At 43.7% G+C, this 15,237-nt stretch carries 11 protein-coding genes and 1 tRNA gene; 3 read left to right on the forward strand and 9 right to left on the reverse strand.

Features of this window, described 5'->3' with window-relative positions; genetic code table 11:
• Positions 1-74 precede the first annotated feature (74 nt).
• The 4 genes from AB4154_RS03665 to AB4154_RS03680 form a co-directional block, all read right to left on the reverse strand.
• Positions 75-2,120, reverse strand: a complete 2,046-nt coding sequence (locus AB4154_RS03665) for a TonB-dependent receptor domain-containing protein (protein ID WP_372122215.1) — start codon at positions 2,118-2,120, stop codon at positions 75-77.
• A gap of 181 nt (positions 2,121-2,301) precedes the next feature.
• Entirely contained in the window at positions 2,302-3,222 is a 921-nt protein-coding gene (locus tag AB4154_RS03670; protein WP_372122217.1) for a LysR family transcriptional regulator, read from the reverse strand.
• Positions 3,223-3,451: 229 nt separating this feature from the next.
• Positions 3,452-5,641, reverse strand: coding sequence for an immunoglobulin-like domain-containing protein (locus tag AB4154_RS03675; RefSeq protein ID WP_372122219.1), 2,190 nt, complete (start codon positions 5,639-5,641; stop codon positions 3,452-3,454).
• Between the two features lie 487 nt (positions 5,642-6,128).
• Entirely contained in the window at positions 6,129-7,127 is a 999-nt protein-coding gene (locus AB4154_RS03680; RefSeq protein ID WP_017063978.1) for a hypothetical protein, read from the reverse strand.
• 239 nt (positions 7,128-7,366) lie between these two features.
• On the opposite strand from AB4154_RS03680, the gene AB4154_RS03685 reads away from it, so the two are divergent.
• Entirely contained in the window at positions 7,367-7,606 is a 240-nt protein-coding gene (locus tag AB4154_RS03685; RefSeq protein WP_004733935.1) for a PAS factor family protein, read from the forward strand.
• Positions 7,607-7,751: 145 nt separating this feature from the next.
• Here AB4154_RS03685 and AB4154_RS03690 read toward each other — a convergent pair whose 3' ends face one another.
• From AB4154_RS03690 to AB4154_RS03705, 4 genes are all read right to left on the reverse strand, one after another.
• The gene (locus tag AB4154_RS03690; RefSeq protein ID WP_372122376.1) at positions 7,752-9,476 is read right to left on the reverse strand and encodes a methyl-accepting chemotaxis protein; all 1,725 of its coding nucleotides are present in this window, start codon (positions 9,474-9,476) and stop codon (positions 7,752-7,754) included.
• Positions 9,477-10,094: 618 nt separating this feature from the next.
• Positions 10,095-10,511 (reverse strand): MarR family winged helix-turn-helix transcriptional regulator, encoded by a 417-nt coding sequence (locus tag AB4154_RS03695; RefSeq protein ID WP_017059185.1) that lies wholly within the window; start codon positions 10,509-10,511, stop codon positions 10,095-10,097.
• Complete coding sequence (gene dmeF / locus AB4154_RS03700; RefSeq protein ID WP_372122221.1) at positions 10,489-11,484, reverse strand: CDF family Co(II)/Ni(II) efflux transporter DmeF; 996 nt, start codon at positions 11,482-11,484, stop codon at positions 10,489-10,491. The genes AB4154_RS03695 and dmeF overlap by 23 nt, the downstream gene beginning before the upstream one ends.
• Positions 11,485-11,760: 276 nt before the next feature.
• Complete coding sequence (locus AB4154_RS03705) at positions 11,761-12,633, reverse strand: LysR family transcriptional regulator (RefSeq protein ID WP_017059183.1); 873 nt, start codon at positions 12,631-12,633, stop codon at positions 11,761-11,763.
• 214 nt (positions 12,634-12,847) lie between these two features.
• On the opposite strand from AB4154_RS03705, the gene AB4154_RS03710 reads away from it, so the two are divergent.
• Positions 12,848-14,107: an adenylosuccinate synthase gene (locus AB4154_RS03710; RefSeq protein WP_017059182.1), complete on the forward strand. Its 1,260-nt coding sequence runs from the start codon at positions 12,848-12,850 to the stop codon at positions 14,105-14,107.
• A 145-nt stretch (positions 14,108-14,252) separates the two neighbouring features.
• Here AB4154_RS03710 and AB4154_RS03715 read toward each other — a convergent pair.
• Positions 14,253-14,328: transfer RNA gene (locus AB4154_RS03715), tRNA-Val, on the reverse strand.
• Between the two features lie 331 nt (positions 14,329-14,659).
• Here AB4154_RS03715 and AB4154_RS03720 point away from each other — a divergent pair.
• On the forward strand, positions 14,660-15,235 hold the full coding sequence (locus tag AB4154_RS03720) for a hypothetical protein (protein ID WP_102321030.1): 576 nt from the start codon (positions 14,660-14,662) through the stop codon (positions 15,233-15,235).
• Positions 15,236-15,237 lie beyond the last annotated feature (2 nt).

Genomic DNA, 15,237 nt, shown 5'->3' on the forward strand with positions numbered 1-15,237 from the left:
CTCGCCATTCTCCTTTTAGAGCATCAGCCAGTGTGGGGTCTTTTGTATCAAGCTATCAGTTACTGAACTCTAAATTAGAAGTCCGCTGTCATACCTACGTAGTAAGTGCGTGGCTCTTCAACATAGCCCATGCTCTCTAGCTCTTGTGATACAGCTTCGTCAGTTAAGTTCGTGATACCTGCACGTAGTCGTACTGAAGCATTCACGTTGTAGACAGCACCTAGGTTCAGCGTTGTGTATGCGTCTTGAGTTAGATCGCTTTCGATCTGACGTTCACCACGGTAACGCGCACTCACGAAAGTACTTAGATCGTAAGTTGGGCTCCAGTTCAGTTTAACTAAACCCGAATGCTTGTAACGCTCAAGTAATTCGTCACCAGTAGACTTATCTTCAGTGTCTAAGAATGTGTAATTACCAGACACACCCCATTCATCAGTAATTTGGAATTGGCCTGTAAGCTCAGCACCTTGAACTACAGCCTCTGATACGTTTGTATAAGTACGCTTACCATTCACATAGCCAGTTGAGCTTGAACTATCAGCGCAACCTTTACCCGATTCAAACACTCCGCCGTTCTCACAATAGGTTTCATCACGATCAATTAGGTCGTTGATTTCATTTCGGAATAAGGCACCTTCAACATTCCAACGAGGTTGGCTATAAATCGCAGCGATCTCATAGTTCAAGCTGGTTTCGGGCTTAAGATCTTCATTACCATGTAAATCACATACGCCTTTACAGCTATTAACTGTGTAGTCTGTCTGATTTTGAGTCAATGTTGGTGCTTTAAATGCTTTACCCACACCACCCTTGATGATCAGGTCATTCGTTGTTTGATGAACCAAGTACACACGTGGGCTGAACTCTTCACCGTACAGTTCATGCTTATCTAAACGACCACCAATGGTTGCCGTTAGTTGATCCGTCATTAACCATTGGTCTTGAACAAATAACGCACCTTGATAAGCTTCAGATGTACCATTGACTAAGTTTTCTTTGTTGGTTAATTCACTCAACTGGTAGTCCATACCAAACGTTACGGTGTGACTATCACCAAGATAAGTGGTCGCCGAAGCTTCAACAATTTGAGTCAGCTCTTCGATGTCACTGCTATAGTTAGTATCTGAGTCCGCAGCATCATTATCTGTCACATTTTCACGTGAATAACGTACTTGCGTGTCACCCCAGCTCCAAAAACCACTATGTGTGATCGCTTGGCTCTGACGTACAACACGTGTGTCAGACTCAATCACAGATGATACGTTTTCCGCAGATGACTCACGTTCATCATCACTGTAGCCAAAATCGAAATCGATGGTTTGGTTATCTGTCGCATTCCATGTCAGGCTTGCAAGTAAGCTTAACGTGTCACGTTCTTCTAGAGCTGTTACATCTGAACGATCGTAACCAAAGCTGTGTGTACCAGAATATGGTTGCCAAGCGTTACGGCTTGTCTGGTTAACAGAAAGGCGAGCAAACAACTCGTCTTCAATCAACGCACCAGATGTCGTGAAGCCCATCGAATACTCTTCCCCTCCATCACCATCAAGTGGAGATGAAGTGTCCATGCTCAGTGTAGAGCTCCAATCGTTTTCTGGAGCCTTAGTGATGATGTTGATTGTACCGCCCATACCATCTGAACCGTAAAGTGCAGACATTGGGCCACGGATTATTTCAACACGTTCGATCGAATCAGCAGGAATCGTTGATAGGTCAAAGTCGTTACCACGGATGATGGCACTTGCAGAGCTTAAACGACGACCGTTCACCATGATAAGAGTGTAATCTGAATCCATACCACGAATAGAGATCATCTGACGGCCAGCACGTGTGCTATCAAAATCAGACTCAACACTCGTTGATTCGGCAACGATGTCTGCCAAGGTAATACCAGGGCTGTCTTCAATGTCTTGCGCGGTGATAACCGACATTGAAGCTGGCGCTTGTTTTAGTGCCATCTCGGTACGAGTTGCCGTAACAACCATTTGCTCATCTGTTGCTTGCGCTTCTTCTTGCGCCAACACGTTAGCTGAAAGTGAGGTACAAATAACAGCGACTGCGATCGAAAGGGGTTTACGAACCAAAAGAGGTTTGCGAATCAAAAGAGATCTCTCAGACATGATATTCATTCTTATATGTGATTGGTAATGATAATAGTTTGCATTAAACAACCAACTACCACTCTTATCAACGAAAGTTTCATACCAAAAATCGATTCTCGTTATTCACCATTCAAATAATGAAAGAGATCTATACCCAACTCGATAGGTATTCGTAATTTTCATTCACCCTGCAGATGGATTATGTATAAAACTCTTTGAATATATTGCGAACCCAGCGACACATCGGGTCGTTATGAAAGCGCTTATGCCAGTATAAGTAGACGTCTTCTGATGGGTGGCGCAACGCTTTAGGCACGCGTTTACAAACAAGATCTCTTTGCGTAGCGGCTTGTTGAGCAAAAGGTGTCGGTAAATGAAAGATGATGTCGGTTGCTTCTGCCATATCCGGCGCGACGTTAAAATTGGAAAGCTGAATTGGAATGGACAGCTGGCGCTGCTTATCAATCAAGCCAAGATCTTTAAATCGACTTTCGATCGAGAGCTTCTTATCCCCTTGCAGTGAGATTTGACCAAGTTGGCTATTCAACAAGTCATCAACGGTGATCTCTTTGTCCGCCAAAGGATGGTTTTTACTCATCAACAAACGGTAATCGCGGCTAATCACGAACATTCGATACAAATTTTGCTCTGAACTTAATGGCTCATGAGTCGACAACACAAAATGCGCATCACCGGATAACAGAGGCTCAAAGTGTCGTTTAGGGATAGAATCGATATCAACAGTCATGTTCGGCGCTTGCTGGCGTATCTCCGCAACTACTTTCGGCAGCAAGTGCGCGACATTAGGTACTAAACCAAAGAAACGAACCGTACCGTCACTGCTTTGTGGTTCGAATACATCGCCATGTACCAGCTTTTCTAAACGTGTCAGAACCGAATTGAGATCTTGCTTAATGGCTTCTGCTTTTGGCGTTAACTCATAGCCATAAGCCGCTCGCACCAATAGATCATCATTGAAAACGGTACGCAGTTTTTGCAGAGATCGGCTCACCGTAGGTTGGCTCATATCCAGCGCCAACGCCGTATTGGACACATGCTTCTCTTCAAGAAGGTGTTTAAGAATAACGAGTAGATTGAGGTCGACTTGAGCAAGATTCATTATGCAAATATTAACAATATATAAAATTCAATGTGCGCATAGTGCTATTTCTTAACATGTAATACAATTGATAATCACTCCTATTTTGATCTAGAGCAATATGCAGAGCAGAGTTTAAGGTTAAGTGGGTTTTAAAGCTCTAAGTCAGAACTGTTTAAACATAAAAAAGAGAGGCACAATGGCCTCTCTTTGATCGTCTACTTTATATTGCTAGCGTTGAGCTATCAGACTACAGCTTTGTCCAAGCATCTTGCCAGTATTGGCTATCTGCTGGAGCGTAAGACGCGCTTGCACACCATGCCGTGTATGGCCAAGGCTTACATTCGTACAAGCCATTATCGCTGCCGACCACAATGTCACCCGCTGCGTAGTTTGTGCCCGCTTCATATGGAGGGTAATCACCTGGAGGAGGTGTTGTTCCGCCACCGTCTTTAACAGCGAACGAATCGTTTACCATCACCATTTCACCGTCAGATGCTTTACCGACTACTTCAAGTGCATATTGCCCTTCCGCTACATCGTATAAGTCGATGGTAATAGCACGGCTGTCCGTTACGTTAACCTTAGTTTGCTCAACCACAGTACCTTCACTGTTGATCACCATAGCGGTAACATCTAATGCTTCATTTGATGTCAGTGTCAGATCTAAACGCACGTTGCCGTTATCTGGCGCATATTGTGATTGAAGTCCTGAAACCGAAAGCTCTAAGTCATCGCCCGGATCTGGGTTACCACCACATGAAGAGTCTGAAACTTTTCTCCAAACGCCCCACTCACCTGTTGTTCCTGGCTCTTCGCCGCGAGTGTACCAACCTGCTCCCCACGTTGAACCGTCATGAGATACTTGGTCACCTTCAACATAAACGGTGTCGGCATCCCATGCAGCAGCACAGTTAGAACCATCAGTTACAGACACTTTACGGTCAACGGTTACGGTTTGGTTCGCGCTGTCTGTCACGCTATACACAAGTGTGTAGTTGCCGATTTCATTTACATCGACACTGCCAGTGTGTGTAATAGTGCTTGTCAGGTCGCCATCTTCAGCATCATTCGCCGTCACGCCTGCCATAGCATCAAATGCAGTACCCAACACAACTGTTGTGTCAGATACGCCATTAAATACTGGCTTCTGGCTGTAAACCTCTACCGTTCTCGCTTTAGTGGTTTCGTTGTTATCGCTGTCTTTCACTCGGTAAGTCAAAACGTAAGTGCCAATAACACTGGTTTCAACGTAACCTTCAACATCGATTGATGACGTTAGATCGCCGTCTTCTTTGTCTGTTGCCGTCACGCCATCCATAGGATCAAACGTTGTGCCGTGAAGAACACGCGTATTTTCGACACCTTTAAGAACGGGCTCGCCCTCGACTGGTGGTGGCGTTACCTGACCGTGTACAAACGGGCCGTAGTCTTTAATGAACTGCTCGTTGTATTGTTGGCCGTTTTTGTTGGTGCCCATGTCCCAGTTGATAGACCAAGTCATCACACCACGTAGCGGTTGACCTTGCGCCGTTAGGCTATCAAATGCGTCGTATAAATCTTGTGGCTCTTGTACAAAACCGGTTGCTGCAGCATCGATGCTTGAAGGAATACCAAACACGAGCTTGTCATGTGGGATTTTGTGGAAGCCACGCGTTCCGTTGATAAGAGAATCAGAAATGTAGTAGATGAATTCTTCTTTTAACGCATCGTTGTTTTGAGCAATCCAACCCACGCCTTCAACCCAGATACCATCGCCACCTTGGTTGTAAAATTGTGGGTTAATCCAGTCGTAGTAGCCTTCTAGATTATCGATATAAGGAACGTACTTACCGCCTGTCGTTAGATACGGGAACTCAGGCGCCATTGTAATAAGGAAGTTTTTACCTTCTGCGCGGTAGTGATCTTTCACTAGCTTAAGTGCATCCGGAATCACGGTTTGGTTGTTTGCGGCGGTTACGGCTGCTTGTTCAAGGTCAATATCTAGGCCATCGAAGCCGTAACGCTCGGTAAGACGGATAATCTCATCAGCAAAGGCTCTTTCATCACCGGTTTCTAGCTCTACGTGTGCATCAGCACCACCCAAAGCCAACAGTACAGAGCGACCTTGCTTGTTGAGCTCAGAGATTTGGTCAATAAATTGTTCTTCTGAAAGCCCAATGGTTGGGTCCAGTTTAAAAGTTGGGATTCGACCATCAGCCACATCGTAAACCTTCATGAATGACACATTCACGATGTTGTACATTGGGTTCACTTCATCCAACGTCACACATGGCGCATTACCACCTTGGTAGCCGCCACCGTCACACCAGTTATGCCAATAGCCAACCACGACGCCAGAGTCTGGATTCGTCATATCTGAACCATTCGCATAAACAGCGCCAGACATAGCCGCCATGCCGACCGATACTGCTAATTGTAGAGCTTTACGTTTCAACATTAGTCCCACTTCCTTACTTAACAGCTGTGCCAATCACAACCGAACCAATTCATTGTAATCATGAATATTTATAGAGAAGTAATGGAATTTATAGGAAAAGATGACCTTTGATTTAACTTGTGATTTTAAGTCACAGATTGAATATCAGAATCAATATGATTTTGACTTTTCATTCAAATTGAAATGCTAAAAACTGTTATTTTCGGCTGAATGCATTGACCATATAAATATTTAATCAACCTTAATTCACTAAGATAATTAACCAAAAATATAAAAAATCACCGATAGGAAAAAATAAACTTTAAATCGGCAAAAATCATCCCAAATACGCCGTAATTACTGACCTCAGACCAGATACCATTGCGAGTGATATCACTAAAACAGCCTGGATATAGCCAGAATACATGTGCTATCGATACGCACGTATAACGGAATATAGGAGCAAGAATTTGTAGAATTTTGAATGTATACGTCGGGAGTTTTTCAGTTAACCGTCAGTGCCAGATGAATAATATGCATCCAATAGTGAAATAAAATTCACCTTATCAAGTTCATTAAGTTGATTAATTCCAGCCGCTGCTTTTCTTCCTCCGCCAGTCGCAAAACTTGAGCAAATTTCGTCTGCACCCGTTCTATTTGATAATGGCGCACGTAAGCTCACCGTGTAAGACTCGCCGTCTTGGTTTTTCGTTAATACTGCTTGCGCTCGGTTTGGATCTTGATTAACGATTTCATTACCAAATACGCCACTGATGCGCCTTGCCCAAGTCTCGCCTGGTAGTTCAAACACACGTGCGACTTCACTTTCATAAACAGGAGCAAGGTTTGATAACTGCTGGCAATCATTTTGATAAGCAGCTCGCAGTCGATAAAACACCGAGTCTTTATCATCCAAAAGATCAAACGGGTTCGGGTATTGATAAAGGGTTTCGTAGAGCTCAGCTGGCGTGAAATGCAAATCACTGAGTGACGAACCGTAACCGTTGTAGTTAATCAAGGTACCTAGCTCTTCTAGAAACTCTTTTTGAGATTGAGCGAATCCATTTTCATCCGCTAGCCGCGCCGCCACCGTTTTTAGATTGTCGCCAAAGGCAGCTGCGATTGCCCAAGCCACATGCGCACCATTCAGCTTCTGGTTAATCAGCAAGCTCGTGCAGCTCTCTGGCGCGGTATCAATCAGAGTATCTAAATGACTAGAAGTTGGGACATCCCCTGTTCGGTGGTGATCGCAATAAAATACATTGATGTTTGCGTCTAGCAGTGAGTGCAGTGCAGGCAGGTTTTTCTCCATCGATACATCTAAAACGGTAACGGAAGAAACATCACCTTGCTTACCCGGCTCCATAGTTTGAGTAACAACTTGAGAGACCAACTTAATATCACGCTTAACACCAGTAATGAGCACGCTCTCTCTTGGCTCACTTAATCGCAGCTGTAACAACGCGATTATGCCATCTGCGTCTCCGTTGAATACGTCGTAGTGCATGTTGTTCCTCTTCCTATAGATTTAACCGTTTGCCAGAAACGCGCCAATTCGTTTGTGTGTTCGATAGTCTGTCATTATTTTAGTTATATTTCACAGATACTTAAGTCTATTTTGGAATGCCTTATTCTCATTAGATTGAAAAGATAAACACATTAATAATATTGTATGACTTATGTCACAGTAAAAGAATACGAAAAGATTATAAAATAAGCGCCTCCCACTTAATGATAAAGAGACGAATGAACACTACCACCACTCTTGTTTATGACACTTTGAAAAGCCTTGCTGCTCACGCTCCTGAGCAACATGCCGAGATTCGCCAGCGTTTATATGAGCAGTTGAGCCTGCCATTTAACAAGCAGCTCTCGTTATACGCTAATGTGCTTGGTCCTATCAGCTCAGGTAAGTTAGCGGGATGCGACAATATTGATAAAGCGGTTGAACTGGCACTGGATGTGCTGGAAGGCCGAAATAAGTAGTCCCCCCTTTAATACGTAATATAACGGCCCAGATCTTCCCCCAGATCGGGCCGTTTTTTTATTCTCGTCATTTATCTATTTGAATTTCAGGCACAAAAAAGGCGTAGATGATCCACGCCTTTTGTTTTAGTAAGTTCTATGTTGTTTATGAAGTCTTGAACTGCGCGACCGCTTGGTCCATATCGTTCGCTTGCTCTGCTACCTTGTCCACTTCAACTAAGCAATGCTGCGCCGAAGCGTTATTGTCGTTCGAGATAGTGTTCAGCTCAGTAATTGAGTCACTCACTTGCGCCATTACTGCGCCCTGCTCTTCAATCGCTGAAGCAATACGTTCTGAATTACCTTGGATGCTTTCCATGTCGCTCAAGATAAGTTGCAAGCTCGCATCCAGCTCTTCCGAATCTTTCAGCGTTAGTTGACCTTGTTGATTACACTCGCCAATCTCTGCCATCGACGCCTGCATCTGGCTTTGAATTGCACTCACCACTGAAGTTATCTCTGTGGTCGATTGATGCGTTCTGCTTGCTAGTGCGCGTACTTCATCGGCAACTACCGCAAAGCCACGACCTTGTTCACCCGCACGTGCTGCTTCAATTGCTGCGTTCAATGCCAATAGGTTAGTTTGTTCTGCAATGCCTTGGATGATGTTTACTGCATCGCCGATCTGGTCAACATGATGGTTCAGTGAACTGATCGAATCTTGGCTGCTTGAAAGACGTTCAGACAACTGGGTGATGTTGCTGATGGTTTCAACCACCACTTCACGGCCTTTATCGGCATTCACTTTCGCTTGATGTACACCTTCAGCGGCAACCGATGTGCTTTCAGAGATCTCGCCAATGGTGAGTACCATCTCTTGAACTGACGTTGTCATTGTAGATGTGTGATTTGCTTGAACTTCAAACTGTTTGATTACTGACTCTAGCTCATCATGCATGTTCGATGTGCTTTGTGTCAGTTGCAGTGACTTAGATTGAGAGGCAGCGATAAGCCCTTCCAGTTGATCCAACAGTTGGTTGAAGTATTGGCCTAGCGTGCTGAGTTCGTCTTTACCATCTAAGTGAGAGCGAATAGACACGTCGTTTGAGTTAACGATATTACGGATAACCGAAAGCAGTGACTCAATTTTGCCAATGATAGAACGGACGATTAACCAGCTGAACAGAATGATCGACACAAGTAGTGTGACGCAAAGGATGTTGTTGATCAGCGATAGCTTGTCCATCTCTTGCTGCGTTTGTTGGTCTAGCACCGCGGAGAACTCTTTAAATTGAGTTTCGATAGCATGAGAACCCGAGCGAGCTTGCCCAAGCAGACCTTCGTTGTGCTTCAAGCCAATCACTCGCTTTTGCTCAACCACTTGGCGAGCAGCGTCAATCAAAGCAGCTGAGCTACTCATATTTGAAGTTATAGAAAGAACACTCGGGTCAAACTCCCCCTTCTCAATTAAGTCATTGAACAGGTAAAGCTCGATTTTTTGTTCCGCACTGGCTGTCGCGCTGATGTTATCGAGCAAAACATGAAACTCGCCTAGCATACCTTTGTCACGTGATAGCCCATAGACTTCGCTCGCTTTAACTAAGTTAACAAAGCTGGTGTGGTAGGTTTCGATGTCTTCACGTAGGTGTGTGCTGTTGGCTAAACCTAAATCACTGAGCACTGTATCTAGCTCAGATTCAGACGCTAAGAATTTTTTGTAGTTTACGTCGAACTTGTCGAGGTATTTCATATCGCTACGCAGTAAAAAATCTTTCTCGTTACGGCGAAGGTTGAGCAAACGCACTTCAAGCTCTTTGGTAATTTGTTTGGCTTCGCTCATTTGAGCGGTGGTGTCTGCAAATTGTGATGTGGTAAACAGCAGTGAAATCATGCCGAAGATGGAGAACATCCCCAACGAATAGAGCTTTTTCTTTATGTTCATATACGTGGCTCGTCTTTACTAAATTAACTATGAGTATCCAAATAAATCGCATCAAAGAATGGATATCCAACTTGCGCGACCTGATTATTGTTATATTTTTTGTATCAGTAATGAGCACTAAATCTAGCGACTGTTCAGCCCACCAGCAGTGACATTCTCAATGGTATTCAAACAGAGAATGAATCTTTTCACTAAAGATAAAAGCATCAATAACACAAATTGAATACATGTACATTAGTTGAATGATAAAAGTGAGAGACAGCTATTTGACGGAACATAAATGGCCTGAATGTCATGGTATACAAGGCATTGAATTAAAAGACTTTGACGCACATTTGGATGCATTATTTATGATGACATTTTTTTGGCTCTCCAGAAGAGCACGAGCGAAGCGCAATATTGGAGGTTTTGACTTGGTTTTTAAACAGTGAATCCGTCTATTGATGATTGTACAGTAGAGCGTAAACGGCGAAAAAAATGGACCTACTCAATTCGAGTCAGGTCCATCTTTTGATTTTCTAGTCAATCGCTTTGCAGCTAAAGAGTTAGGTGCGAATTCAAGGCTGGCTAAAACGCTTTTACCATCTTGGTTAGGCACTTCAATAACACCGCTTTCTCGTCTTCTTCGATATCTTGCGTCAGCTCATTAACCAAATTCAAGTGAAGCTGATTGTGGTGAACGTGTATCTTCTGCCCTTCATCCGTCAAGGCAACCACAATCGCACGACGATCTGTTGGGTGTTCATGGCGCTCAATCAATTCAGCTTTAACCAACTTTTCTATTTGAACAGTAAGTGTACCCGTGGTAATACCCAACTTTTCAGCGAGCTCTTTCATTCTTAACGCACCATGCATACCAAGTACTTCAATGGTGTGTACTTGAGCCAGGGAATAACCCGTCTCTTTGACAACAGACTGCTCCCACGAAGACATTTTATCGTAGAACTCAGTCAGTATTTGGTTAAGTTGTTCTATATTTCGCATGGTCGTTTGAATGCACTTCAAGAGTAAGATGATTAATCTTATCAAACTTGGCGAGCATTTGTTTATATTCAGAGACGGTTTTATCACTGTTTGATTCAAGAGTAATCGCTGCTGAATAGTGATGCCCACTCACCTTCCACATATGGAAATCGGTGACCGACGCATAAGGCGTTAAGGTTTTGGTCACTGAGTCACGATAATCTTGGTCGATATTCTCATCCAGCAGGATTGGGCTGGTTTGTTTCATAAGGTTCATCGTCCACTTAGCAATCACGAATGCGCCAACCATTCCCATTGCTGCATCTAACCAGTTCCAACCGTAAAACTTACCAAATAGCAGCGCAACAATCGCAAGCAGCGAAGTTAGAGTATCCGCCAACACATGCATGTAGGCTGCGCGTAGGTTGTGATCATGATGGTGTCCGTGATGCTCGCCATGTTTATGACCATGGTCGCTGTCGTGCTCATGGCTATGTGAATGACCGTGATTCTTACTATGATTGTGGCCATGCTCGTGTCCGTGATCATGATGGTGATCGCCAAGTAAAAACATACTCACCACATTCACAGTTAAACCAATACAAGCAACGATGATCGCTTCATTGAACTGAATCGCTTGTGGGTTAAAAAAACGATGTACTGATTCCACCAGCATCAACAATGCCACAATCCCCAATGCAATCGCGCTGGTGTAGCCCCCTAACACGCTGACTTTGCCAGTACCGAAAGAGAAACGTTCGCTCTCGGCATGTTTCTTCGCATAACGGTATGCAAATAAGGTGATACCAAACGCTGCGGCGTGCGTCCCCATGTGCCAACCATCGGCAAGCAATGCCATCGAGCCGTAAATAGTACCTGCAACAATTTCGACAACCATGGTAACGACGGTCAATAACAGGACATAGAACGTGCGTTTCTCACCTTGACTGTTATGTGAAGAAAAGTTGTGTTGGTGACGTGTTGGAAAACTCAAAATGGCGTCCTTAGCTTGTGTTTGTGGTTAGATGATCGTTGCAAATAAAAGCCCTTTGATTGGCAAGTAATTTGACAATCAAACTAATAATTTGAAATTTAGTTTGATTGTCAAACTTTGTCAACGATGAATTTTGAAACTCTGATTTGCGGGACGAATAGTTGATGGTGAGCGCTAGTTTGTTCCAAAGATTATTGATTCAGTAAAAACGAGGCTTTCCAGGGACAAAAAAGCCCACTCGAGGTGGGCTGATTGAGTCAAACTCAATGATTGTATTTATTTGTTTTGCAATGAAATAATCTCATCATTCACCCAACCTAACAGCTGCTTGGTTGCTTTCGACAAGACTTGGTTCTGCCGAACAATATAACCAAGACTGGTGCTCGAGAAGTTGGTCAATGGTGTCACTTTCGAATGCAGGTGCTGCTTGGTTGATACCGCAAACTCCGGGACAATAGCCACACCAAATCCCGCTTCTGCCCAGTCGATTTGAGCATCGACACTCCCTACTTCCATCACCCTATAATTAGGTAGATTAAGGCTTGGTAAACCTTCATCAATAAAGTCACGCGTTCTCGTATCATGACCTAGTAGAATCAAAGTGAGCTCTGCATCAGAGTCTCGGATATCAAACCCATCGCCAAGCGCACACCAAGAAAGCTCTTGCAGCTTAGTGAAATACAAAGACTCGTTGTGCTGCTCTTTGGCGATAACAAAACCAATATCCGCTTGAGCATTTTTAACTAAATTCGATGCCTGAGATGACGTGGTATTCAAGAGCGTAAGGTCAATACCGGGATACTGCGCTTTGAACTTCTGGAACGGACGAATTAGCAAAAATCGAGAAATGATGTCACTTACGGCAATGGTTAACGTCCCTATTTTAAGGTCGTTAATGGCATTGAGATCGGCCTGACAAATCTGCAGTTCGAGTAGCGTTCTTTGGCTTGTTTCCAATAGCCGTTCACCCGCTTGAGTCAATTGAAAAGGGCTTCTCTCTATCAACTTTATGCGTGTTTGTTGTTCCAGTTGTTTTAGGTGCAAACTCACATTGGGTTGTGTCATGTGCAGTGCATTGGCCGCTTTCCCAAAATGCTTGTACTCCGCAAGCGTCACAAACGTCTTCAACAAATTAATATCGAGCATCATGTCCTCTCTCTCGTGTCACTAATATCATTCCCTAAAAGTAAAGAATGCCCCATCGTCATTCCCTACAGTGAGGAACGAACGTGATAGGGAATCTCGTTTGTAGCTTAAGACTTTAAGGATATATGAAATCCTTATCAAGATAATAAAGATAATTAATTTCTCTTATCCACCTTGTAGGCCTAACATGATTCCTCAATCAGTTAGGAGAAAAATTATGCCATCTATCGTTGTTGTGGGCGCAAACTGGGGTGATGAAGGCAAAGGCCGCATCGTCGATTTTTTAGCAGACCAAGCTTCTGCTAGCATTCGTTTCCAAGGCGGAAACAATGCAGGTCATACTGTGGTAAATGACTTCGGTACATTCAAACTGCACCAACTACCTAGTGGTATTTTTAATCCTAATTGTACGGCGGTTCTTGGCCCTGGCATGGTGATCAGCCCTGCTGCGCTAACTGAAGAGATTGCAGAAGTTCAAGAGGCTGGCATCAAAGTGAAAATGGCGATCTCAGATCGTGCGACACTGTGTCTCCCTTTACATGCTCTTGAAGATACGCTTGAAGAAGAGCGTTTGGGCGATGGCGCTTACGGCTCTACACGTCAAGGCATTGCACCAGCGTACGGCGATCGTGTAATGAAGAAAGGCATTCTTGTCGGTTGGCTGAATCAACCTGAAATTTTAGAGCAGCGTATTCAATTCCTACTTGATTGGAAGATGCCTCAGCTTAAAGCGCTCTACCCTCAATGTGACTTCTCCCAGACTGCTTCTGAAATGACAGAATGGCTACTTGAAGTAACTAAAGCGTGGCGCCCGTTCATCTGCAACGTAACTGAGCCGCTTAAAGCGCTGCAATCACAAGACGCAAACCTACTGTTTGAAGCTCAGTTAGGCGCAGGTCGCGACCTTGTCTACGGTGAATACCCTTGGACAACATCTTCGAATGTAACCGCAGCTTATGCTGGCATTGGTAGCGGTTTACCTGCACTTCGTCCTGAACGTGTTATCGCTGTTGCTAAATCATTCAGCTCGTCTGTTGGTACTGGCACGCTAGTAACTGCAATGGAAGAACAAGACAGCTTCCGCGAAAGCTCTAACGAATACGGCGCAACTACGGGTCGACCACGTGATATGGGTTACTTTGATGCAGTGGCAACTCGCAACGGTGTTGACCTGCAAGCTGCAACGGAAATCGCACTGACTAAGATTGATTGCCTGTCTGGTTTGTCTGAACTTAAAATCTGTACCGCTTACTCAGGTGAACATACTGAGAACCCGATTTGGCCACAAACGGCTGAGCTAAAGCCCGTATATGAAGATATGGCTGGCTGGGATGAAGACATCACGGGTTGCCGCACGTTTGAGAGCCTTCCTCAAGCAGCGCAAGATTACGTTACTCGTATCGAAGAGCTGATGGGTGTGCCAATCGTGATGGTATCGGTAGGTCCAGAGCGCGAGCAAATGATCATTCGCGCTTAGTTTAGAAGACGACAAGATCTACATCAAAGCCCACATTCAGTGGACTTTTTTGATTGTTCATAAAGAACGAGATAACACAAGGAATTACAGGCACAAAAAAGCCCACGCTAGGTGGGCTTTTTTGTTTGTTCATGAAGAACGAATTTGGTGCCGCTACTGGACTCGAACCAGTGACACCTTGCATGTCATGCAAGTACTCTAACCAACTGAGCTAAGCGGGCGATGTTCTAATTTCTTATTACTACCATTGTGACAAACTCAATAGTTATGCAATAAAAACAAATAAGGAATGGTGCGTCCGAGTGAACTCGAATCACCGACCCCCGCCATGTCAAGACAGTAGCTGTGTAAATAGAAAATCTACATGAACATCCTAAATTCATGCTGTCCACCGAAAAAACAGACACTTAACCTAGAATATTTTAAATCAGTGACTTAGGTTTTGTTATGACGAAATGTTTTATGTATGAATTTGGGCACACTCTTGTCACATCCATATACTACAATTAGTTAGGTTTAAAAATTTCAATTTGCGACTACGAGATCTAACATTTGAGCGACTTTATATCTAGACTTGAGAAATACGACGCTACCCTGCTCTACAACGTAGAGCTCTCTCACGTTAATCTTTGTGACATATCTATCGACCCTGATCTCGCAGAAATCATCGCGGAGTCAAATCCCGTTTCAGCCTTAAAGTCAAAGTCGATTGCATCAAAAAGTACCCAGGCTATGAGCAACCTAGTCGCTTTGCAATCTCCAATTTGGGTCTATAAAAAACGAAATCATTACTATCTCGTATCGGGTCTTTTAACTCACTTTCTACTTATAAATACGATTAATTCCGAACAGTCACTCACTAGAAAAACACCCGTTATCTTGCTCACTAAAAAGCCTCAAAATGACATTAAACGGCTCATATTTTTGTCCGATTTAACCACCCAATTATTAAAAAAGCTGTTTATCACAAAGGAAAAAACTGTGAAATTTTTCTTAGAAAACTGGTTCCCTAATGATGAGGCAAAAGGTAGCTATCTAACAAACAAAGAGTGGCAAGTAATTTTTCCAGAGCTAAAAACTAAGAAAGAACTAGCCGCCATATTGAATACCTCAAATCGAGATTTATGACC

Origin of the sequence: Vibrio sp. 10N.286.51.B11, assembly GCF_041469245.1 — a bacterium.
GTDB lineage: Bacteria > Pseudomonadota > Gammaproteobacteria > Enterobacterales > Vibrionaceae > Vibrio > Vibrio crassostreae_C.

Bases quoted from the DNA above. Each gene is read 5' to 3' on its own strand.
- AB4154_RS03680 (WP_017063978.1), bottom strand. From the start codon at position 7,127: ATGCACTACGACGTATTCAACGGAGACGCAGATGGCATAATCGCGTTG.
- AB4154_RS03670 (WP_372122217.1), bottom strand. From the start codon at position 3,222: ATGAATCTTGCTCAAGTCGACCTCAATCTACTCGTTATTCTTAAACAC.
- AB4154_RS03710 (WP_017059182.1), top strand. From the start codon at position 12,848: ATGCCATCTATCGTTGTTGTGGGCGCAAACTGGGGTGATGAAGGCAAA.
- AB4154_RS03685 (WP_004733935.1), top strand. From the start codon at position 7,367: ATGAACACTACCACCACTCTTGTTTATGACACTTTGAAAAGCCTTGCT.
- AB4154_RS03690 (WP_372122376.1), bottom strand. From the start codon at position 9,476: ATGATTTCACTGCTGTTTACCACATCACAATTTGCAGACACCACCGCT.
- AB4154_RS03695 (WP_017059185.1), bottom strand. From the start codon at position 10,511: ATGCGAAATATAGAACAACTTAACCAAATACTGACTGAGTTCTACGAT.
- AB4154_RS03675 (WP_372122219.1), bottom strand. From the start codon at position 5,641: ATGTTGAAACGTAAAGCTCTACAATTAGCAGTATCGGTCGGCATGGCG.
- AB4154_RS03705 (WP_017059183.1), bottom strand. From the start codon at position 12,633: ATGATGCTCGATATTAATTTGTTGAAGACGTTTGTGACGCTTGCGGAG.
- AB4154_RS03665 (WP_372122215.1), bottom strand. From the start codon at position 2,120: ATGTCTGAGAGATCTCTTTTGATTCGCAAACCTCTTTTGGTTCGTAAA.